The organism is Pseudomonas sp. BN411, assembly GCF_029871235.1.
Classification (GTDB): Bacteria; Pseudomonadota; Gammaproteobacteria; order Pseudomonadales; family Pseudomonadaceae; genus Metapseudomonas.
Genome location: NZ_SSOM01000050.1, coordinates 57283 through 78662, shown reverse-complemented (window position 1 = coordinate 78662; position 21380 = coordinate 57283). Strand labels below are relative to the sequence as shown.

General features: G+C 64.9%; 19 protein-coding genes. 7 read left to right on the top strand and 12 right to left on the bottom strand.

Going from position 1 to position 21380, the window contains the following annotated elements:
• Nucleotides 1–20 precede the first annotated feature (20 nt).
• The 7 genes from E8F06_RS07115 to E8F06_RS07085 all read right to left on the bottom strand — a co-directional run bounded on the left by E8F06_RS07115 (nt 21) and on the right by E8F06_RS07085 (nt 8238).
• Nucleotides 21–2117: an HlyD family efflux transporter periplasmic adaptor subunit gene (locus E8F06_RS07115; protein WP_280365642.1), complete on the bottom strand. Its 2097-nt coding sequence runs from the start codon at nt 2115–2117 to the stop codon at nt 21–23.
• Complete coding sequence (locus E8F06_RS07110) at nt 2114–3433, bottom strand: HlyD family efflux transporter periplasmic adaptor subunit (protein WP_280365619.1); 1320 nt, start codon at nt 3431–3433, stop codon at nt 2114–2116. The genes E8F06_RS07115 and E8F06_RS07110 overlap by 4 nt, the downstream gene beginning before the upstream one ends.
• Nucleotides 3430–4209, bottom strand: coding sequence for an efflux RND transporter periplasmic adaptor subunit (locus E8F06_RS07105; protein ID WP_280365617.1), 780 nt, complete (start codon nt 4207–4209; stop codon nt 3430–3432). The genes E8F06_RS07110 and E8F06_RS07105 overlap by 4 nt, the downstream gene beginning before the upstream one ends.
• Before the next feature lie 178 nt (nt 4210–4387).
• Nucleotides 4388–5209: an aldo/keto reductase gene (locus E8F06_RS07100; protein ID WP_280365614.1), complete on the bottom strand. Its 822-nt coding sequence runs from the start codon at nt 5207–5209 to the stop codon at nt 4388–4390.
• A 78-nt stretch (nt 5210–5287) separates the two neighbouring features.
• Nucleotides 5288–5695: a VOC family protein gene (locus tag E8F06_RS07095; RefSeq protein WP_280365612.1), complete on the bottom strand. Its 408-nt coding sequence runs from the start codon at nt 5693–5695 to the stop codon at nt 5288–5290.
• 123 nt (nt 5696–5818) lie between these two features.
• Nucleotides 5819–7219, bottom strand: coding sequence for an amino acid permease (locus E8F06_RS07090; RefSeq protein ID WP_190832916.1), 1401 nt, complete (start codon nt 7217–7219; stop codon nt 5819–5821).
• 350 nt (nt 7220–7569) lie between these two features.
• Nucleotides 7570–8238, bottom strand: coding sequence for a class I SAM-dependent methyltransferase (locus E8F06_RS07085; RefSeq protein ID WP_280365607.1), 669 nt, complete (start codon nt 8236–8238; stop codon nt 7570–7572).
• Between the two features lie 264 nt (nt 8239–8502).
• On the opposite strand from E8F06_RS07085, the gene E8F06_RS07080 reads away from it, so the two are divergent.
• Nucleotides 8503–11442 (top strand): transglycosylase domain-containing protein, encoded by a 2940-nt coding sequence (locus E8F06_RS07080; RefSeq protein ID WP_280365640.1) that lies wholly within the window; start codon nt 8503–8505, stop codon nt 11440–11442.
• Between the two features lie 143 nt (nt 11443–11585).
• Here the strand turns inward: E8F06_RS07080 and E8F06_RS07075 are convergent, their stop codons facing one another.
• The gene (locus E8F06_RS07075; protein WP_280365605.1) at nt 11586–11891 is read right to left on the bottom strand and encodes a multidrug efflux SMR transporter; all 306 of its coding nucleotides are present in this window, start codon (nt 11889–11891) and stop codon (nt 11586–11588) included.
• A gap of 10 nt (nt 11892–11901) precedes the next feature.
• A complete protein-coding gene (locus E8F06_RS07070; protein WP_280365603.1) occupies nt 11902–12540 on the bottom strand; it encodes an NAD(P)H-dependent oxidoreductase in 639 nt (212 codons plus the stop codon).
• Between the two features lie 138 nt (nt 12541–12678).
• Between E8F06_RS07070 and E8F06_RS07065 the strand changes: the two genes are divergently transcribed.
• From E8F06_RS07065 to mdtI, 3 genes are all read left to right on the top strand, one after another.
• A complete protein-coding gene (locus E8F06_RS07065) occupies nt 12679–13560 on the top strand; it encodes a LysR substrate-binding domain-containing protein (protein WP_280365602.1) in 882 nt (293 codons plus the stop codon).
• 508 nt (nt 13561–14068) lie between these two features.
• Nucleotides 14069–14425: an SMR family transporter gene (locus tag E8F06_RS07060; RefSeq protein ID WP_280365599.1), complete on the top strand. Its 357-nt coding sequence runs from the start codon at nt 14069–14071 to the stop codon at nt 14423–14425.
• Nucleotides 14422–14751 (top strand): multidrug/spermidine efflux SMR transporter subunit MdtI, encoded by a 330-nt coding sequence (gene mdtI / locus E8F06_RS07055; protein WP_280365597.1) that lies wholly within the window; start codon nt 14422–14424, stop codon nt 14749–14751. The genes E8F06_RS07060 and mdtI overlap by 4 nt, the downstream gene beginning before the upstream one ends.
• 343 nt (nt 14752–15094) lie before the next feature.
• Here mdtI and E8F06_RS07050 read toward each other — a convergent pair whose 3' ends face one another.
• Nucleotides 15095–16654, bottom strand: a complete 1560-nt coding sequence (locus E8F06_RS07050; protein WP_280365594.1) for a sigma-54-dependent transcriptional regulator — start codon at nt 16652–16654, stop codon at nt 15095–15097.
• Between the two features lie 259 nt (nt 16655–16913).
• Here E8F06_RS07050 and phhA point away from each other — a divergent pair, with 259 nt between their 5' ends.
• The 3 genes from phhA to E8F06_RS07035 all read left to right on the top strand — a co-directional run bounded on the left by phhA (nt 16914) and on the right by E8F06_RS07035 (nt 19371).
• The gene (gene phhA, locus E8F06_RS07045; protein WP_280365591.1) at nt 16914–17705 is read left to right on the top strand and encodes a phenylalanine 4-monooxygenase; all 792 of its coding nucleotides are present in this window, start codon (nt 16914–16916) and stop codon (nt 17703–17705) included.
• A 119-nt stretch (nt 17706–17824) separates the two neighbouring features.
• Nucleotides 17825–18181 (top strand): 4a-hydroxytetrahydrobiopterin dehydratase, encoded by a 357-nt coding sequence (locus E8F06_RS07040; protein ID WP_151132398.1) that lies wholly within the window; start codon nt 17825–17827, stop codon nt 18179–18181.
• Complete coding sequence (locus tag E8F06_RS07035) at nt 18178–19371, top strand: amino acid aminotransferase (RefSeq protein WP_280365589.1); 1194 nt, start codon at nt 18178–18180, stop codon at nt 19369–19371. The genes E8F06_RS07040 and E8F06_RS07035 overlap by 4 nt, the downstream gene beginning before the upstream one ends.
• A 45-nt stretch (nt 19372–19416) precedes the next feature.
• Here the strand turns inward: E8F06_RS07035 and arfB are convergent, their stop codons facing one another.
• Together arfB and E8F06_RS07025 are read right to left on the bottom strand one after the other, a co-directional pair.
• The gene (gene arfB / locus E8F06_RS07030) at nt 19417–19830 is read right to left on the bottom strand and encodes an alternative ribosome rescue aminoacyl-tRNA hydrolase ArfB (protein ID WP_280365587.1); all 414 of its coding nucleotides are present in this window, start codon (nt 19828–19830) and stop codon (nt 19417–19419) included.
• A 150-nt stretch (nt 19831–19980) separates the two neighbouring features.
• On the bottom strand, nt 19981–21315 hold the full coding sequence (locus tag E8F06_RS07025) for a porin (RefSeq protein ID WP_280365585.1): 1335 nt from the start codon (nt 21313–21315) through the stop codon (nt 19981–19983).
• Nucleotides 21316–21380 lie beyond the last annotated feature (65 nt).

Genomic DNA, 21380 nt, shown 5'->3' with positions numbered 1-21380 from the left:
TCCTCGTTTCCGGCTGTTGTTCAGAAACCGCTTTCCCTCACCCCCAGCGCCGCCAGCCGGCGCCAGGCGAAACCGAGGACCGACTGCCCTTGTCCCTCCAGCACCACCACGCCGCGTAGCGGCTGGGCCGGGTGGATGGCGTCGTCCAGCAGGCTCAGGCGCACGCCGTACTGGGCCTGCACCGGCTCGGCGCGGTGCTGGGCATCGCGGCGCACGGCGATGGGGCCGTGGTTATCGGAGCTGAGCGCTTCCAGCTCCAGATAGGCGACGCCGGTGGCATCCACCTCGTCCAGCCGTACCGGAATCGCGGGGCGCGCCGGGTCGTCGGCGATGAAGCGGCCCTCCGCCCCAGGCTGCACGCGCCAGAGATATTCTTCGGCCAGGTAGCCGCGCAGTCGCTGGCCGGGTTCCACCACTCGCGCCAAGGCCTCCTGCGGGCTTAGCCAACGCCCAACCGTGAGATCGGGCAGCAGGTCACGCACGACGCCAGCCTGGGGTGCACGCAGTTGCAGGCGTTCGCGCTGGGCAGCCAGGCCGCGGTACTCGGCCACGGCCTCGGCCAGTCGCTGTTCGAGGATGCCGGCGTCGGCGGCGGTTTCACTGCGCCCGGCCTGGCGGCGCAGCTGCAGTTGGAGGATTTCGATCTCGCGGCGAACGATGGACTGGCGCGAATCCAGGTCAGGGGATTCCAGTTCCAGCAGCAGCGTGCCCTGCTCCACCGCCTGACCATCCTTCACCTGCAACGCTTTCAGCCGTGCCGCCACAGGCGCATGCAGGGCCGTGGCACGGGAGGCTTCGAGTAACGCGGGGACCTCGACCGAACTGCGCCACGGCAGCACCAGCAGGGCCAGCAGCGCCAGCAGTCCACTGCCGGTCAGCAGTACCTTGCGCGGGTTCGCCTGATCGCGGCGCTGCCACCACTCCAGCAGCTCCTTCCAGATCGGCAGGCCGATGAACCAGACCAGCTCCACCAGCATCAGGAAGATGCCCAGCACCTTGAAGAACAGGTGATACACCGCCAGGGCGATACCGAAGAACAACACCGCGCGCCACAGCCAGGAGCCGTAGCCCCAGATCAGCAGGCGCCTGGCCATGGCCGGCGACCAGGGTTCCGGAACCGGCTCGCCGTAGCCGAACAGCGCTTCGCGCAGACGCCAGCGGCACAGGGCGAAGGCCCGCGTCTGCAGGTTATCCACACCCCAGAGATCGGTGAGCAGGAAGTAGCCGTCGAAACGCATGAAGGGGTTGAGGTTGATCAGCAGCGTGGTGATCCAGGTGGCGCTGGCCAGCATGAAGGCCGAGGTGCGCAACGGGCCGTCCGGCAGCAGCGACCAGGCCAGCAACGCCAACACCGCCAGTACCAGTTCGGCGAGCACACCACCGGCGCCGATCAGCAATCGTGAGCGCCTGTCATTGACCCGCCAGGCGTCGCTGACATCGGTGTAGAACATCGGCAGCAGGACCATGAAGGCCAGGCCCATGCTCTGCACCCGGCAGCCAGCGCGCTTGGCCATGAAGGCATGGCCGAATTCGTGGCAGAGCTTGGCAAAGGTCAGGGCCACGCCAAAGGCCACCGCCCCACCGAGGCTGAACAGGTGCGGGAAGGTGGCGATGAAGCGCTGCCAGTCGCGCGCCACCAGGAACAGCCCGAGGGCGAACACCAGCGGCAGCCCCCTGCGCAGCATCCACGGGCCGTTGCGCTCCAGCACCGGCCAGGCGCGATTGAGGAAGGCGTCCGGGCGCCACAGCGGAATGCGGAAGAACAGGTATTGATGCAGCACGCGCTTGCCCAGGCTCTGGTGCTGGGCGCCGGCCTTTATCGCGTAGCTGGCGCGCTGATCCTCGTCCGACGCGGTGATCAGGTCATGCCCGCGAAGAAAGCGCAGCATTTCGTCCAGTTCAGCACCGCCCAGGGGCAGGCCCGGCTCGGCGTTGGCGGCCTCCAGTACCCGCTGCGGATCGCTCAGTGCCCAGTGGCGCAGCAGGCGCACGGCGGCGGCGCCCAGTTTGAAGTAGCGACCGCGCAAGGGGTCGGCCAGGGTCCACTGGGGAGCGCCGTCCAAGCCAGGCGCGGCCGGTGACAACTGCAGGTCGGGACGCAGCGCCGGCAGCATCAGAAGCCCAGGCTCTGGCGTGCGGCGGCCAGAGGCCGGCGCAGCAGGTAATAGGCCAGGGGGGCGCGCTCACCGAACAGCTTGGCGGTACCACGCAGGCCAATGCGCGGCGGCGCTTCGAGGAAGGCCGCGTCGAGGCGATAGGCCAATTGCCCGGCTGCCGTGCCCTGGGCTTCGTAGGCCGCACGTTCGAGGCGCGCGGCATGACGATTGAGCGGGTCGCTGTCGAGGAACAGTGCCACCTCGGCACCGGGTTGCAGGGCGATGGCATCCCCCACCGGCAGCTCGATGCGCAATTCGGCCTGGGCGGGGTCGGCGATCTGCATCAGTCGCTCACCGGTCTGTACCGGCTTGCCGGTGAGGCGCTCGGCATCGGCGAACACCGCGATGCCGGCACGCTCGGCGCGCACTTCGCTGCGGGCCAGGAGTTCACGGGCGTAGTCACGCTCTGCGCGTTTCTGCTCCACCCGCGCGGCCAGCAGGTCGATGCGCGAACTGGATTCGGCATCGGCGAAAGCGCGCTGGGTGTTGGCCTTGAGTTCGGCCTCGGCAACGCCCAGGGCGCGCTCGGCAACGTCCGCCTGGGCCTTCAGGCTGGTGGCGTCGAAGCGCACCAGCAGGTCACCGGCAGCCACATTCTGGTTGGGTTTGACCAGGAATTCGGCAATCACCCCGTCCAGCGGCGCAGCCACGACCCGGCCGCCCTGCGGCACCACTTCGGCCGGCGCCAGCACCGACTGGCGTACCGGAATCAGGAGCAACAGGCACAGGCCTCCGGCGATAGCCAGCAGCTTCTTCTTTGGCCAGCGCAGGCGCCAGGGCTTGCGAGGCTGCAAGGCCAGCCAGGCGTGGGCATAGGTATCGCCGAGCTGGGTCAGCAGGGTCAGCTCGGCCTCGTTGAACGGGTGTTCACGCGCCAGCCAGAGTCCACCGAAGGCGTCGCCATGGCGGTCCTTCAAGGGCACCCAGCAGGCCTGGGGGGCAGACAGGGCCTGCCAGTCGGCGCGGGACTGTTCGTCGAGCAGCGCGGCATCAACGTTGCCGGTCTGGTCCAGCGCCCCCTGGCCAAGCAATCGTCCTGCGGCTCGCTCGACGAAGGCCACGAAGGGGGCGTTGGGCTCCACCACGCTGACGCCGGTCAGTGCCTGCACCTTGCCGGCGATCAGCAGCGCCGCGTGGCGGAAGCCGAACAGCGCCTGGCCGTCATTGACCATGGCGAAGGCCAGCTGCTCGGTACTGGCCGCTTGGCGCGCCTGCTTCTCCAGCCCGAGGAAGAGCGCGAAAACCCGCTCGGCCGCACCAGGCGTGGCTGCGTTCATGGCGTCTCCGGGAAATGCGCGGTGCCGCTCATGCCAGCCAGCAGGCCGTCGGCATCGGCCGGCAGACCGCCAATCAGCAGCAGGGTCTGGCTGCCCTCGTCGATCCGCGCGCCCAGGCGCTTGATCACCGCATGCAGCGGCTTGCCGGTTTCATCGGGAACGAATTCGAAGGCCTGCTCGGGCTTGAGCCGGCTCAGCCAGCGCGAGGGCACCAGCAGGTGGATCTCCAGGGTGCGGTTGTCCACCACATCCAGCAGCGGCGCGCCACTGGCGACGCTCTCATGGGGCTGCACCTTGCGCGCCACCACCTGCCCGTCGAAGGGGGCCTTCACCTGGCAGCGCTGTACCTGCACCTGGTAGACCTGCGCTTCGGCCTGGGACTGCGCCTGGCGCGCCTCGGCCAGGGCCACTTCAAAGCGGCCCACCGAGTTCAAGGCGGCCAGTTGCTGCTTGTTCTTCAGTTCTTCGCGGGCGGCACGCACGGCGGAATTGGCGGCGTTGAGCTGGGCCTGGTAGGCGCTGCAGTCGAAGCGAACCAGCACCTCGCCCTTCTTGAACGCCTGGCCTTCGGCATAGGGCATTTCGACGATACGCCCGGCCAGTTCGCTGGCCAGCACCGCCTGGTTGCGCGCACGCAGCACGCCTCGGGCTTCGCTGCCGGAAGCGGTCGCCGCAGCGGGGACGTCGAGCAAAGGATCCTGCGCGGGTTGCTCCTCCGCCCATGCGGTAGCGACCAGCCCAACCAAGCCCAACAACGTCCACAGCGTGCGTTTCATCAAGGCCATTCCCTGGAAAGAAGTGGGCAAGAGTCTATGAGAGCTGTCGGACAATAGGAATCTGGTCCGAGGAATTATCTTGCCATCAGGGAGGTCTTTGCCGCCGAGTGGCGCCGGTGTAGGAGCTAGCTTGCTAGCGAATCCGGACCCTTTCGCGAGCAAGCTCGCTCCTACAGGCTCAGACCATTCCCAGCGGACGCTTGCGCCGTGGCGGCGGGAAGCTGTGGTCGATCAGGGCAAGGTCGTCGGCGCTGAGCTGGAGCTTGTGGGCCTCTGCGTTCTGCTTCAGGTGCAGCGGGTCGACCGCCTTGGGAATGACGATCACCCCCTGCTGGCGCAGGGCCCAAGCCAGGGCCACCTGGGCCGAGCTCGCCTGGTGACGGCGGGCGACTTCCCGGATTGCTTCGTTACGCAGCAGGCTGCCGCCCTGCCCCACCGGGCAGTAGGCCATCAGCGGTATGCCCTGTTGCTGCTGGAAGGGCAGCAGGTCGAACTCGATGCCTCGCGCCTCGGGGTTGTAGAGCACCTGGTTGGCGGCACATCCGGCGGGCAGTTCGTGCAGGTCGTCGAGGTCGAGGTTGGACACGCCCCAGCGGGCGATCTTGCCCTGTTCGCGCAGGCGCTCGAAGGCTTCCACCGTTTCTTCCAGCGGATGCTCACCGCGCCAGTGCAGCAGGTAGAGGTCGAGATGGTCGGTACCCAGGCGCTTGAGACTGCGTTCGCAGGCCAGGGCGGTGCCCTTGCGGCTGGCGTTCCAGGGGTAGACCTTGCTGACCAGAAAAACCTGCTCGCGCAAGCCGGCGATGGCGTCCCCCACCACTTCCTCAGCGCCGCCTTCGGCGTACATCTCGGCGGTATCGATCAGGGTCAGGCCCAGCTCCAGCCCCTGGCGGAGCGCCGCGACTTCGCGCTTGCGCTCACTGGGCTGCTCGCCCATGTGCCAGGTGCCCTGGCCGATGGCGGGCACGCGGGTGCCATCGGGGAAGGTGATGCTTTGCATGGCGTATTCCTCGGAAAGTCCGTTGAGTCGGGATTGCCGGCAGCTGGAGCGCGATATTCCGGCAATGGGCCGAACGGCTCAAGCCCAGGGGTCGTAGGAGCCGATGCTCCACAGGTGGCCTTCCGGGTCACGGCAGGTGAATCCGCGCCCGCCATATTCCTCGTCCTTCAGCGGCAGGACGACGGTGGCGCCAGCGGCCAGGGCGCGGGCGTGCACGGCGTCGACATCGGCCACCACCAGGTAGATGCCCTGAGTGCCGAGCCCGCCGTTCTCGTCGGGCTGGCGCAGCAGTTGGCCATAGTCGTTATTCCGCACCGAGCCGAGCATGATCATGCCGGTGCCAAGACTGAGCTGGGCGTGAGCGATGCTGCCGTCCTTCTCGGTCACCACCAGGTGCTCGACGAAGCCGAAGGTGTTGCACAGCCAGGTAATGGCCGCGGGCGCATCGCGGTAACGAAGACAGGGAATGGCAGCGGAACCGGCCATGGCGGTGACCTCCCTTTTTTGAAGAACGATGGTTTCAGCCTAGTCGCTTCATAGACAATCCAGGCGTCTGAAATGCATCGGGCCCGCACGTGGCGGGCCCGATGTTCATCGTGAAGGCAGGACTCAGGCGGCGTCGCCGACCGGTTCCATCGCCTTGGCCGGAGCCAGGTTGAAGACCTTGTACAGCACCACCAGCAGCGCCAGGAAGGCCGGGCCCACGTAAAGCGCAACGCGGGTGTCGGGGAAGTAGGCCATCAGGCCGACCACCAGCACCAGGAAGGCCATGGCCAGGTAGGAGCTCAGCGGGAACAGCCACATGCGGTATTGCAGCTTGCCCTGCTCGGCCGGGGTGAGGCTGCGGCGGAACTTCAGCTGCGCCAGCAGGATCATCGCCCAGGTCCAGATGGCGCCGAAGGTGGCGATGGAGGTCACCCAGACGAACACTTTCTCAGGCACCAGGTAGTTGGCCAGCACGCCCAGCAGCAGAGCGACGCCGGACACCAGCAGCGCACGGCGCGGCACGCCGTTGGAGGTGACGGCAAAGGCGCGCGGCGCCTGGCCTTGCTGGGCCAGGCTGTAGAGCATGCGGCCGGTGCTGAAGATGCCGCCGTTGCAGGACGACAGCGCAGCGGTGATCACCACGAAGTTGATGATGCCGGCGGCAGTCTTGATGCCGAGGCTTTCGAAGGTCATCACGAAGGGGCTGCCCTGGGAGCCGATCTCGTTCCACGGATAGATGGAGAGGATCACGAACAGCGCGCCGACATAGAACAGCAGGATGCGCCAGAACACCGAGCCGATGGCCTGGGGAATGGTCTTCTGTGGGTTCTTCGCTTCGCCGGCGGTCAGGCCGATCATCTCAACGCCGAGGTAGGCAAACATCACCATCTGCAGGGACATCAGCACGCCCTGCACGCCATTGGGCATGAAGCCGCCGTGTTCCCAGAGGTTGGAGATGCCGGTGGCGATACCGTCATTGCCGAAGCCGAAGACGATCATGCCGGTGCCGGCCACCACCATCGCGACGATGGTGACGATCTTGATCAGGGCGAACCAGAACTCGAACTCACCGAAGGCACGCACGGCGATCAGGTTGACGCCGCCCATGCTGATCAGCGCCGCCAGGGCCCAGATCCAGCGCGGCACTTCGGGGAACCAGACGCCCATATAGATAGCTACGGCGGTGATTTCCGCCACGCAGGTCACCAGCCAGAGGAACCAGTAGTTCCAGCCGGTGAGGAAGCCCGCCAGCGGGCCGAGGTAGTCCTGGGCGTAGCGGCTGAAGGAGCCGGCCACCGGGTTATGCACAGCCATCTCGCCGAGGGCGCGCATGATCACCAGGATGGCGAGTCCGCCGATGATGTAGGAGAGCATGATGGCCGGGCCGGCCATCTGGATGGCCTTGGCCGAACCGAGGAACAGGCCGACGCCAATGCAGGCGCCCAGGGCCATCAGGCGGATGTGACGCTCACCGAGGTCTCGGTGCAGCGATTCATGTTGTGGCTGATGATCAGCAACCGACATGGGGGGTACCTCATCTTGTAGTTGTCGAGGAGTCAGCCGCGTAGCCGAAAAGCCGGGTCGTGGTAACGACCCTTGGCCGCCTGAAAGGCCCGTCCTTGTGGGGCGGAACAGTCCGGCGGGCGCACACGCGTCCGAGATCGGCGGCGAGTCTTGCACAAAGATGAAGCGACGTCATGCCTACTTTTGGTGCACATCCGTACCAGAGGGAAGCGGAAAAAGCGGCGATGCATGCCATCGCCCCAAAAGACCGGAAAGGATCGACAGGATGTCCCGCGTGAGGGTCGGAAAACCCCAGAATCGCCCATGGGCTTTCGGCCGAACGGTTGCTGCCGCAGGTTGAGGATTTCTCCTCAGGGTCGTGCCTCGACCAGCAACGACAGTGGTTCGCCGGTATCCGGATGGGCCGGTTCGCGCAGGGCATCGATGCGGTAGCCGCTGTCCCGCAGCAACTCGCACCAGCATTCCAGGGTGCGGAAGTACCAGGGCATGGGCTCGGGGAATTCGCCCTCGAAGGCGTCGAAGGTTTCGCGGCGCCAACCATTGCGATAGCCCTCCTCGCCGCGGGCCTGCCAGGGATGGACGGTCTGGATCAGCAATGCGCCCTCCTCCACCAGCAGCTCATGCAGGGCAATGAGCAATGGCTCCAACCGCTCCTCGAACAGCGAGAAGTTGCACACCACCACGTCGAAACTGCCCAACTGGCGGGGATCGTCCTGCAATTGCGCGTAATCCAGGCAACGGAATTCACCGCCGGCGGCCTGCGCCGCTTCCACCAGGGGCGCCGATGCATCGATGCCCAGCACCGAAAATCCGTGCCCGGTAAGCGTCCTGCTCAGCCAGCCTTCACCGCAGCCGAGGTCCAGCACCCGCGCCGGCCGACGAGCCAACACGGCCTCGACGACGGCCCGGTCAGTGGCCAATTGCCTGCTTCTGATACGACTTTCCCTCACCGCACGGGTCCAAGCTAGAGCGTTGGCGCGCCAGCTGTGGTCGAGTTGCATCCGATTGTCGCCTGTCATTGATTCACTCCTGTTTTGCCGCCACTCCGCCATGCAGCCAGCCGGCGACCTACTAAGATTGCAAGCAAGAGCGGCAACAGGCCAGGCCGGTGGACTATGGGCGCAATATGGCAATCCGACGCAGCAAGGAAAGAGGTACCCCAAGGCCCTCTCAATGGCTCGGGCGTCCCGCCGGAAAAGCCGCCGCGCCGCAAGCACCGCTTCCTGTTCTGGAGCGTCTTCCTGGTGACCGCCGGCATCGTCGGCGTTGCCGCTACCCACGAAATGCAGACCTCGCGCTTCCAGGCCCGGGAAATCAGCCGCTACGCCGCAACGCTCAGCTACAAGCTCGAGGATGGCCCCAGCAAGTCCATCCGTTACCCCGGTGACGGCCCGTTCGACCGCCGCCTGGGCTACGCCTCGCTGCCGCAGATGCTCGATCGCCTGGAAAAGCGCGGCTATCAGGTGCAGCAACAGACGCGCTTCTCCCCGGCGCTGATCAGCTATGTCGAACACGGCTTGTTCCCGCCGTACCGCGAGAAGATCCAGGCCGGCATCAATATCTGTGATTGCCGCGGTCTGCCCTTCTATCAGTTCAGTTATCCACAGCAGCGTTACCCGGACTTCACCAGCATTCCGCCGCTGCTGGTCAGCAGTCTGCTGTTCATCGAGAACCGCAAGTTGCTGGACCGCGAAACGCCCTTGGCCAACCCGGCCGTGGACTGGCCACGCTTTTCCAAGGCCGCGCTGACCCAGGTGGGCAAGGCCATCGACTACGAAGGCCAGTCAGCCGGGGGCAGCACCCTGGCCACCCAGCTGGAGAAATATCGCCACTCGCCCTTCGGCCGCACCATTTCCGCTTCCGAGAAGATTCGCCAGATGGTCTCCGCCAGCGTGCGTGCCTACCAGCAAGGCCCGCAAACCCTGGCGGCGCGTGAACGCATCGTCACGGACTACCTGAACAGCGTGCCGCTCTCGGCAGCGCCGGGGCACGGCGAGGTGCACGGCATCGCCGACGGCCTGCGGGTTTGGTACGGAGCGGACTTCAACCGGGTCAACAAGACCCTGGCGGACGACAGCAGCGACCTGGCTGCACGCGGCCTGGCCATGCGCCAGGTGCTCTCGCTGTTCATCGCCCAACGTCGCCCTTCCTATTACCTGTCCAGCGCCCATGAAGAGCTGAACGCCCTCACCGACAGCCATATCCGCGTGTTGGCCAGCGCTGGTGTCATCGATACGCCGCTACGCGATGCTGCCCTCAGCGCCAAGCTGCGTTTCCGCAACTGGGTGGAAGAACCGGCCATCCAGGCGGTGGAAGCGAACAAGGGCATCAGCGTCGCCCGCAGTCGTCTCTCGGGCATGTTGAATATGCCGCTCTACGACCTCGACCGCCTCGACCTGACCGCCAGCAGTACCCTGCAGAGCGAGTTGCAGAACGCCGTCACCGAGTACCTGCGGCAACTGGCCGATCCGGCCTTCGCCGAACTGGTGGGCCTCTATGGCGAACGCCTGCTGTCACCGGAAAAGACCCGCGAAGTGCGCTACAGCTTCACCCTCTTCGAACGCACGCCATCGGGTAATCGCGTGCGGGTGCAGACCGACAACACCGACCAGCCCTTCGACATCAACGAGGGCAGCAAGCTGGAACTGGGCTCCACTGCCAAGCTACGGGTGCTGGCCACCTACCTGGAGAACGTCGCCACCCTGCACCAGCGCTACGCCGGGCTACCCGTGGACGAGCTGCGCAAGGTGCCGGTCGACCCGCTCGACTTCATCAGCCGCTGGGCCATCGACTACCTGATCCAGACCAAGGACCGGGACCTCAGCGCCATGCTTCAAGCGGCCCTGGATCGCACCTATTCCGCCAGCCCCTACGAAGCCTTTTTCACCGGCGGCGGGCTGCACGCCTTCAACAACTTCCGCAAGGAGGACAACGGCCGCCGGCCCTCCCTGCGCGATGCCCTGCGTGAATCCATCAACCTGCCGTTCGTGCGCCTGTTGCGCGATGTGGTGCGGCACGACATGTACCGCCCCGACGGCGGCAAGATGCAGCTCCTGACCGACGACAAGGACCCGCGCCGCCAGGGCTATCTGGACCTGTTCGTCTCCCGCGAGAGCCAGACCTACCTGCGCCGCTTCTGGAACAAGTACCAGGGCAAGGATGCGGACCAGCGCCTGGCCACCTTCCTCGACGGCCTCAACCCCTGGGGCGCGCGGATGGCCGCGATCCACCGCTACCTGCAGCCGCAGGCCGACATGGCCACCTTCGCCACCTTCATGCGCGAGCGGGTGCCCAAGGCCAACCCGCCGCTGACCGACAAGCGCATCGAGGATCTCTACACGCGCTACGGACCGGGCGCCTTCAACCTCAACGACCAGGGCTACGTGGCCCGCGTCCACCCGCTGGAGCTCTGGTTGCTCGGCTACCTGCAGGCGCACCCGACGGCAACCTACCGCGACGCCGTGGAAGCCAGTGGCGACGAGCGCCGCGAGGTGTATGGCTGGCTGTTCAAGTCCAAGCGCAAATACGCCCGCGACAAGCGCATCCGCATCATGCTGGAGGTAGAAGCCTTCCTCGACATCCACGAGCACTGGAAGTCCCTGGGTTACCCCTTCGACCACCTGGTGCCGTCGCTGGCCACCGCCCTGGGCAGCTCCGGCGACCGTCCGGCGGCGCTGGCGGAACTCATGGGCATCATCCTCAACGACGGCGTGCGCCAGTCCACCCTGCGCATCGACCAGCTCCACTTCGCCGCCGATACCCCTTACGAAACCCTGGTGGGACACCAGACCAGCGAAGGCAAGCGGGTGATGACCTCGGAAGTGGCCGCCACCCTGCGCGACGCCCTTTCCAAGGTGGTCGAAGGCGGCACCGCGCGGCGACTGCAGGGCAGCTTCACTCTGCCCAACGGCCAGCCGCTGGTCATGGGCGGCAAGACCGGCACCGGCGACAACCGCATCCAGACGGTGACCCGCTGGGGCACGGTGAAGAGCTCCAAGGCGATGAACCGCACCGCCACCTTCGTCTTCTACCTGGGCCCGCGCCACTTCGGCACCCTCACCGCCTTCGTCGAAGGCAGCCAGGCCGACAAGTTCAGCTTCACCTCCGCCCTGCCCGTGCAGGTGCTCAAAGGCATGGCGCCGATCCTCCAGCCCTACCTCATCCCGGGCCAGAACACCCAGTGCCAGGACCTGGCGCCAGCGGTGCAGGTGAGCAGGCGGTAGGCCTTTCGTAGGGTGGGCCACGCTTTATCGGTCCACCATCGGTGCCAGGCCTGGCCACGCTGGTGGATGTCAAAAGCGACATCCACCCTACAGGCCCGCTGCGCGGTCCCAGGCGATTGAAATCGCCTCCACAGGTGAAGCAGCTACTTCAGCCCGGCAACTCCCGCGACGATCAGCGCCACCGACACCAGCTTGGTCGGCGTCAGCGCCTCGCCCAGCAGGAGGAAGCCCAGCAGCACCGTGCCCAGCGTGCCGATGGCGGTCCAGATGGGATAGGCGATGCTCACCGGCAGCACCCGCATGGACAAGGTCAGGAACCAGATCCCGGCCACTGCGGCCACCACCACCAGCAGGCTGGGCCAGGGCCGGGTAAAGCCTTCGGCGTACTTCATGCCCATGGCGAACAACACCTCGAAGAATGCCGCTACCAGCAGAAATATCCAGGCCATGGCCGTCTCCTCAGAAGGTCTCCGCCAGGTCCGCCAGGGTCCGCTCGGCACGCTGGTAGGACTGCGCGAAGGCGTCACCGCCGAACTCGTCGTTTTCCACCGCCACCACCGTCACGTCGGTGATGCCGATGTACCCCAGCACGGTGCGCAGGTAGACGTCGGCGTGGTTCATGTGGGCGTTGGCGCCGCCGGGGCCGTAGCCGTGGTCGCCACGGGTGGTGATGATCAGCGCCTTGCGCCCCAGTACCAGCGGGGTATAGGGATTGCCCTGCTTGTTCGGGTCGAAATCGAAAGTGCGGCGAATACGCACGATCTGGTCGACCCAGGCCTTGATCCCGCTGGGTACGCCGAAGTTGTACATGGGCGCGGAAATCACCAGGCGGTCGGCGGCGAACAGCTCATCCACCAGCAGGTCGCTCACGGCAAGGTCGGCCTTCATCACTTCGGTGCGCGCCTCGGGCTCCGGATGGAAAGCTGCAGCGATCCAGCCCTCGGTGACCGCTGGAATCGCCACCCGCCCCACTTCGCGACGCAGGACCTCGCGGTCTTCCTCGCGCGCCTGCCATGCCTTGAGGAACGACTCCTGCAGGCGACGGGAATGGGAGCGCTCACCACGGGGGCTGCCTTGCACGGAAAGAATGGTGCTCATCTCAATCTCCTTGACGACTGTGCTTCCAGAAGCACATGAATTGGCTGAAACTCAGGCACTAAGCTAGTTACGCCAACCATCCCGGACAAATGAGCATTTGTTCATCTGGATGAATCTATTTCACCCGTGGAGTTTTCCATGTTTTCCAGCCTGCCCCTCACCGCCCTGCGTACCTTCGAGTCCGCCGCGCGCCTGTCCAGCTTCAAGGCCGCAGCCGAGGAACTGGCCGTGACGCCCACGGCGGTGTCCCACCAGATTCGTGGCCTGGAAAGCTGGCTGGGGGTGCCGCTGTTCCAGCGCCTGCCACGCAGCGTGCGCCTCACCGATTGCGGTCAGCGCCTGTTCGGCAGCCTCCACGGCGCCTTGCTGGAAGTCACCCAGACCCTCGACCAGCTTCGCCCGCAACGCAGCAGCGGCAATCTCACGCTTTCCACCACCCCAGCCTTCGCCGCCCTCTGGCTGATCCCCCGGCTTGGCCGCTTCTACGCCGAGCACCCGGAAATCAGCGTGCGCCTGGACACCAGCAATACCCTGATCGACCTGCACCAGGACGCCAGCGTCGACTTCGTCATCCGCTACGGCATGGGCGAATACCCCAACTTGCACAGCCAGTGCCTGCTGGACGAATGCTTCGGTGTCTATGGCTCACCTGCGCTGGTGGCCAGCCTGGGCGACCGCCTGCCGACCCTGATCACCATCCGCTGGCGCAACGCCCTGCTCTACGAACTGGGCTGGAAGGCCTGGTGCCAGGCGGCGGGCGAAGAACGCTTGCTGGAAATCGCGCCACAGCGGGAGTACGACGAAGAGCACTACGCCCTGCAAGCCGCCATCGCTGGTCAGGGACTGGTACTGGCCAGCTCCGTCCTGGTGTCGGAAAGCCTCGCCAGTGGCCTGCTGGTGCCCTACCGGCCGGAGGTCAGCGTGGCCGGCGCGGGCTACTCCACCCTCTGCGTGCCCGGCCGGGAACGCCACCCGCCGGTGAAGGCCTTCTTCGACTGGTTGAGTCGGGAGGTGGGGTGATCCCGGTGAGTGACACAACTTGTAGGGGCGAATTCATTCGCTGTATCTGCATCAAGTGTTGCAAGTAACTGCATTGCCCGTAGGAGCTGGCTTGCCAGCGAATGGCCCCTTTTCGCTAGCCAGCTAGCTCCTACAAGGCACCATTTCCGATGATGGGTGATCTCTGGCAACAGCTAGCGCAGAAACTCCCCCAACTCCAACCGAACAAAATAACGAACACAAATCAAACCAAAGCACTCCAGCGACAAGCCGTCACACCCCGCTATTTGCCTTTCACCAATTCGAACAGCTAATATTGTGTTCATTATGTTGAACACACTGATTCACCCCCTCCACTTCGCCCGTCTCGCTTCCCGCAAGCGCCACTGGACTGGCGACCTGTAGCCCCTCCCCTCTCCTCATGCCGTGGAAGCGCCGGGCACTGCCCCGTCACCCCATGGCCAGGACTTCCTGCAAACACGTCATTCGCCTCCGGGCGGAGGGCTCTGCATGCCCAAGGGAGGGCTCCATGCGTTCCTGGTTCTATCTGTTAGCCGCGATTCTTTTCGAAGTCGTCGGCACTACTTCGATGAAGTTCGCCGCCGAACACGCCCCCGTGCTCGGTCACCTGTTGATGTACGGCCTGATCGGCCTGTCGTATTTCTTCCTCTCGCTGGCGATCAAGCGTGTGCCGGTGGGTGTTGCCTACGCCCTCTGGGAAGGCATCGGCATCGTGCTGATCACCGGCATCAGCGTCACCTGGCTGGGTGAAAGCATCAGCCCCTACAAGGTGCTGGGCCTGGCGGTGATGATCGCCGGCATCCTGCTGATCAAGTCCGGCACCCGCGCCGCACCCGAGGCCCGAGGCCAGGAGGTGCTGGCATGAACGGCGTGACCTGGATCCACTTCGCCTGGCTGGGCGCAGCCATCGCCCTGGAGGTGCTGGCCAACGTTCTGCTCAAGTACTCCGACGGCTTCCGCCGTCGGTTGCTGGGGGTCACTTCGCTGCTCTGCATCCTGACGGCGTTCACCGCCCTGGCGCAGGCGGTACGCGGCATCGACCTGTCGCTGGCCTACGCCATCTGGGGCGGCTTCGGCATCCTCGCCACCGTAGCCATCGGCTGGACACTGTTCGGCCAGCGACTGGCGGGACGCGGATGGCTGGGGCTGGGATTGCTGCTGGTGGGGATGGGGTTGTTGAAGCTGGCATAAAGCTCGGAAATGGCCCCGTAGGGTGGATCACGCTTTACCGATCCACCATGGGGGTTGAGCCCGGCCACGCTGGTGGATGTGAAAAGCGACATCCACCCTACGCACTGAACCTCTCGGCGATACATGGCCCCGCTCGTTGGGTTTCGTTCCTCTACCCAACCTACGTCATTGCCCGGCCACTTCGTCCGCCAAAAAATCGCAGGCAAAAAAATGGGCGACCAGTTGGCCGCCCGCCCAATCATTCCGGGAGAGGAATGTCAGAAACGCTTGTGTCCGCATCACGCAAGATTCAGACAGGACTCTTTTTACGCGCCCTACCTCCCCCGAACCATTCAACGATGGTCTAACTCTCCTCCTTCCCCAACCCGTGCAGCTTCAGCTTGTTGGCGATGGTGGTATGGGAAACCCCGAGACGCTTGCCCAGCAGGCGGCTGCTCGGATGCTCGGCATAGAGCCGTTCCAGCACCGCCTTCTCGAAACGGCCGATGATGGCGTCCAATCCCCCATCCAGGGAGAAATCCCCCAGAGGCTGCGGTGCGCCGTAGTCGGGCAGGCGGATGTGTTCAGGACGAACGGTGCCGCCGTCGCACAAGGAAACCGCCTGGAACAGCACGTTCTCCAGCTGTCGCACATTGCCCGGCCAGTGGTAGTGACCGAGCTTGTCCAGCACCTGCGGCGCCAGCTTCGGCAGACTGCAGCCGATCTGCCGGCTGGCCGAATCGAGGAAGTGCTCCACCAGCGGTGGAAGTCCGTCGAGGCATTCGCGCAGCGGCGGGATATGCAGCGACAGCACGTTCAGGCGGTGATAGAGATCCTGGCGGAATTCGCCTCGGGCGCAGAGCTCGGAAAGGTCCACCTGGGTAGCGCAGATCACCCGCACGTCCAGGTACACCTCCTCGTCACTGCCCACGCGGCGGAAGCAACCGTCCTGCAGGAAGCGCAACAGCTTGGCTTGCAGACGCGGGCTCATTTCGCCAACGCCATCGAGGAACAACGTGCCGCCGGCTGTGAGTTCCAGCAGCCCCAGCTTGCCCTCCGGCCGGGCGCCTTCAAACGCACCCGGGCCGTAGCCGAACAGCTCGGTTTCGGCCATGGATTCCGGCAGGCCGGCGCAGTTCAGTGCCATGAACGGCGACTGCCCACGCGGGCTCGCCAGGTGGCAGGCGCGGGCCAGCAGTTCCTTGCCAGTGCCGGTCTCACCTTCGATCAGCAGCGGTGCATCCAGGGGCGCCATGCGGCGGGCCTCGCGCACCACGGCCGCCATCACCCTGGAGCTCTGGAAGATGCTGTCGAAGCCGCGCAGCTCGTGCTTTCGCACGTTGTAGATGCGCTCGCCCACGCGGTCGGCGCGGTGCAGCGTAAGCACGGCGCCGGCCAGGGCTTCGCTTTCGTCGTGTTCGGATTGCAGCGGCGCGATGTCGGCGAGGAAGGTGTCGTTCTTGATCTTGATCCGCAGGCCATTGATGCGCGCCTTGTTGGCGCGCACCAGTTCCGGCAGGTCGAAGTCCTCGACATAGCGCGCCAGGGGGATGCCCGGCACTTCATCCACCCGCACGCCGAGCAACTGGGCGGCGGCACGGTTGGCGGCGACGATGGAACCGCCCATGTCGATGGACAGCACCGGGAAGTCCAACGCCCCGAGCAGCGCATTCAGCTCCAGGTGGCGACGCTCGCTGGGCATCAGGCCCACGCGCTTGACGCCGAACACACCCGGAATGGCTTCCAGCTTCGGCCGCAGGGACTGCAATTGCAGGTTGATCATGTTCGGGCAAAGCAGATAAATCGCGTTGCCCTGGTCTCCCCCCACTTCACCGCGATTGACGTTGATGCCGTAATCGACAAGCAGGTTGAGGATGTCGCGCAGGATTCCCACGCGGTTCTGGCAATGGACTTTGATACGCATCAGGCACCCCTGGGTCGGGTTTTTCCTTGGGTAGTCAGAGAAAATTTCCCTTCTCGACCCTATTTTTCCGTCAAGAATATGTGACATTTCAGCGCAGCGACAAGGCGATGCATGGCCGTCTCGCCGTCATCGTAAAGTTTTCCTTACGCTTTCAATGGCCTGTGAATGCCCGTGCAGCCCTCGCCCCTGCTGCGTTGCGGCCCGGTCTGCGCTATCGATAGGGCAACACAACAACGAAGCCCCATCCCCAGGAGGCCGAATGAAAGCAACGCAGTACGTGGCCCGTGAACCCGACGCCAACGGTTTCATCCACTACCCCGAAACCGAGCATCAGGTGTGGAACACCCTGATCACCCGCCAGTTGAAGGTGATCGAAGGCCGCGCGTGCCAGGAATACTTCGACGGCATCGAGCAGCTCGGCCTGCCCCATGACCGCATTCCGCAACTGGGCGAAATCAACAAGGTGCTCCAGTCCACCACCGGCTGGAGTGTTGCTCGCGTCCCGGCACTGATCCCCTTCCAGACCTTCTTCGAACTGCTGGCCAGCCAGCAATTCCCGGTAGCCACCTTCATCCGCACCCCGGAGGAGCTGGACTATCTGCAGGAACCGGACATCTTCCACGAGATCTTTGGCCACTGCCCGCTGCTGACCAACCCCTGGTTCGCCGAATTCACCCACACCTACGGCAAGCTCGGACTCAAGGCCACCAAGGAAGAGCGCGTCTACCTCGCCCGCCTGTACTGGATGACCATCGAATTCGGCTTGATGGAAACCTCGCAGGGTCGTCGCATCTACGGCGGCGGCATCCTCTCCTCGCCGAAGGAGACCGTCTACGCTCTGTCGGGAGAGCCCGAGCACCAGGCCTTCAACCCGCTGGAGTGCATGCGCACCCCGTATCGAATCGACATCCTGCAGCCGCTGTACTTTGTACTGCCGGACCTCAAGCGCCTGTTCGACCTGGCCCACGAAGACATCATGGCGCTGGTGCACAAGGCCATGGGCATGGGCCTGCACGCGCCGAAATTCCCGCCGAAGCCGAAGGCCGCCTGACGCTTTTCGTAGGTTGGCGCAGAGCGGAGCGAAGCCCGACATTGCCGGCTTGCTGGCCCGCTCGTTGGGCCAAGCAGACTCGGCGCCAACCTACAGAACCCCTTACCTGGAGAATCCCTATGACCGCCCTGTCCCAAGCCCATTGCGAAGCCTGCCGCGCCGACGCCCCGCTGGTATCCGACGAAGAACTGGCCGTGCTGATCAAGCAGATCCCCGACTGGAACATCGAAGTGCGTGACGGCGTCATGCAGCTGGAGAAGGAGTTCCGCTTCAAGAACTTCCGCTACGCCCTGGCCTTCACCAACGCCGTGGGCGCGATCGCCGAGGAAGAAGGCCACCACCCGGGCCTGCTCACCGAGTGGGGCAAGGTCACCGTGACCTGGTGGAGTCACGAAGCCAAGGGCCTGCACCGCAACGACTTCATCATGTCCGCCCGCACCGACCAGGTAGCGGCGACCGCCGAGGGCCGTAAATGAGTCACTTCGCCAAGGTGGGCCGGGTGCCCGGCGATCCCATCCTCGGTTTGATGGACGCCTACCGCCTGGACCCCAACCCAGCCAAGCTCGACCTCGGCGTGGGCGTCTACAAGGACGCCCGCGGCCTGACGCCCATTCCCCATGCAGTGAAGCTGGCCGAGCAGCGCCTGGTGGACACCGAAACCACCAAGACCTACGTCGGTGGCCACGGTGACGCGGCTTTCGGCCGCCTGCTGCTGGACCTGGTACTGGGCACTGGCAACCGGCTGGAAGCCACCGGCCGCGCCGGCGCCACCCAGACTCCGGGTGGCACTGGCGCACTGCGCCTGGCGGCGGAATTCATCGCTCACAACCTGCCCGGTCGCGGCGTGTGGCTGAGCGACCCGACCTGGCCGATCCACGAAACCATCTTCGCCGGCGCCGGCATCAAGGTTGCTCACTACCCCTACGTGGATGCGACCAATCGCCTCGACGTCGACGCCATGCTCAAAGCCCTGGAACAGGTGCCCAAAGGCGACGTGGTGTTGCTCCATGCCTGCTGCCACAACCCCACCGGCTTCGACCTCTCACAGGACGACTGGCGCAAGGTGCTGGAAGTGGTCAAGGCGCGCGAACTGCTGCCGCTGATCGACTTCGCCTACCAGGGATTCGGCGATGGTCTGGAGCAGGACGCCTGGGCCTTGCGCCTGTTCGCCGAAGCGCTGCCGGAACTGCTGGTCACCAGTTCGTGCTCGAAGAACTTCGGTCTCTACCGCGAACGCACCGGCGCCCTGATCGTCTGCGCCGCTGACGCGGAAAAACTGATCGACGTGCGCAGCCAGCTGGCCTTCCTCGCCCGCAACCTGTGGTCCACCCCGCCGGCCCATGGCGCGGCGGTGGTCGCTACCATCCTCGGGGATGCCTCCCTCAAGGCCCAATGGGTCGAGGAACTGGAAGGCATGCGCAAGCGCGTCGCCGACCTGCGTCGTGGCCTGGTGGAAGCCCTGCAACCCTTCGGGCTCGCAGAACGCTTCGCCCACATCGGTGAGCAACGCGGCATGTTCTCCTACACCGGTCTCTCGCCGGAGCAGGTAGCCAAGCTGCGCGCGGAGTTCAGCGTGTACATGGTGAGCACCGGCCGCGCCAACGTGGCCGGTCTGGACTTCAGCCGGATCGACGATCTGGCCAAGGCAATCGCCAAGGTGTGCTGAGGGCCCCCGCTGCCCTCTCCCGAAAGGGAGAGGGCAAGCCCTCGTTCAGTAATCCACCTTCCCCCTGCCCGCCTTTATCTCTCCCCGCTTGGCCTTTCCTTCTAGCCGCCGCTTCTTCGATCCCAGTGTGGGCTTGGTCGGCCGTCGTGCCTTCTGCACCTTCGCCACGCTGCGGATGAGTTCGGCCAGGCGTTCCAGGGCGTCGACCCGGTTCTGTTCCTGGGTGCGGTATTGCTGGGCCTTGATGATGATCACGCCTTCGCCGGTAATGCGGCTGTCGCGCAATTGCAGCAGGCGTTCCTTGTAGAAGTCCGGCAGGGATGAGGCGTGGATGTCGAAGCGCAGGTGCATTGCGCTGGAGACCTTGTTGACGTTCTGTCCGCCGGCGCCTTGGGCGCGGATGGCGGTCAGTTCGATTTCGTCGTCAGGCAGGTGGACGCTGTTAGAGATCAGCAGCATGGGCATGCAAACCGGGAGGCAAGGATGCAAAGCATACGTAGGCTGCGCTGCGCCTGCCATCAACGCTTGTCTGCCTCGCTTTCACCGCCCCAATAAAAAAGCCCCGCCAGATGGCGGGGCTCAAATAAAGGAGCGGAAACCCGTGCTGTCTTAGAACACGTACTGAGCGCGAACAACCACGCCGTCGCCATCGTCGTCGCCGACGGCGTTGGTGGCGTTGTCCACCTTGGCTTTGACGTAGTAGCCGCTGATCTTGACGGCTTCGTTGGCGTACCAGTTCAGACCGAGGTTGTGCACCTTGGCTTCGACGTCATCGACGTTGGCGAAGGCGCCGTTGTCGTCTTCAGCTTTGATGTTGTCGAAGCGGTAGAACACTTCCCAGGCGCCGATGCGGTTGTTCGACGGTTTGATCTTGTCGAACTTGCCCAGTTTGTAGTCACGGGCTTCACCGGTCAGGGTGTAGGCCAGCTGGACGTAGTAGCCGTCGGCATCGATGTCTTCGCGGTTGGCAGCCTTGGCTTCGACTTCACGCTTCAGGTATTCGCTCTGGATGGAGAACGGACCGGTAGCGAAGGCGGCTTCCAGGCCCCAGGTGCTGTCGTTGTCGAACGCGCCAGCCGGGGTGTTGTTGGCACCGGCCAGAACCAGGCGGTTGCCGTTGGCGCCAGCGTCCTGACCACCGTCGGTGCTCACGCCGCGCATGCCCAGGCGGCTGCGGATACGGCCATCGAAAGCGGTGTCGGACAGGTCGCGCTGGGCGTAGTTCACGCCGAAGTGCAGGACGTTGCCGGCTTCGTGCATCGGGGCGAATACGCCGCGAGCGTTGAACTGCTTGACGCTGTCGCCGTCCTTGTCCTGGTTGGTGGCGTCGTTGGCCATGATGCCAGCGGAGCCGTACAGGGAAGCGCCGTAGGTACCGGCAACCTGAACGCCCATGCCGCCGTTGTGGGCGTTGACGTAGTCAGCCAGGTCGTAGGCAGCGGTACGCTCCTGGGCGGTTACCCACTTGGAGCTGGTGGCTTTTTCCAGACCGAAGTCGGGGTCGAAGCGGCCCATCTTGATGGCGATGGGGGCGAAGCCCAGGTAGGAGATGGAAGCTTCGTCGAAGTAGCCGTCGCCGTTGGCGTCGCTGCCGCTACCGCCACGGTTGTCACCGCCGGCGTTGTGGGAGAAGTCGTAGTTGACCTGATAGGCCCAGTCGGTGAAGGCGATACCACCGATTTCCAGGAAGGCGCGACGGAAGTAACCGGCGTCGGCGGTGTTGCCGTTTACGGTGTAGAAACCGTCGAAGCGGCTGTAGTCAGCCTGCAGGCGACCGCCGAGCTTGAAGCTGAAAGCCTTGTCGGTGGTGCCGACTTCCAGGCCGCCTTTGGTCTTGATGACGATATCGGCGCCGTCGGTGGTAACGGTACCGGCGAAAGCCTGGGCGGAAATGGCCAGAGCCATGGCGCTGGCGGCAAAACCGGCGAAGTGCTTACGGATCATCGAAGGGTTCCCCTATTGGTCTTTAGCGTTAGAAAACACTCGAGCGCTGGGCTCGTTGGTGCTGG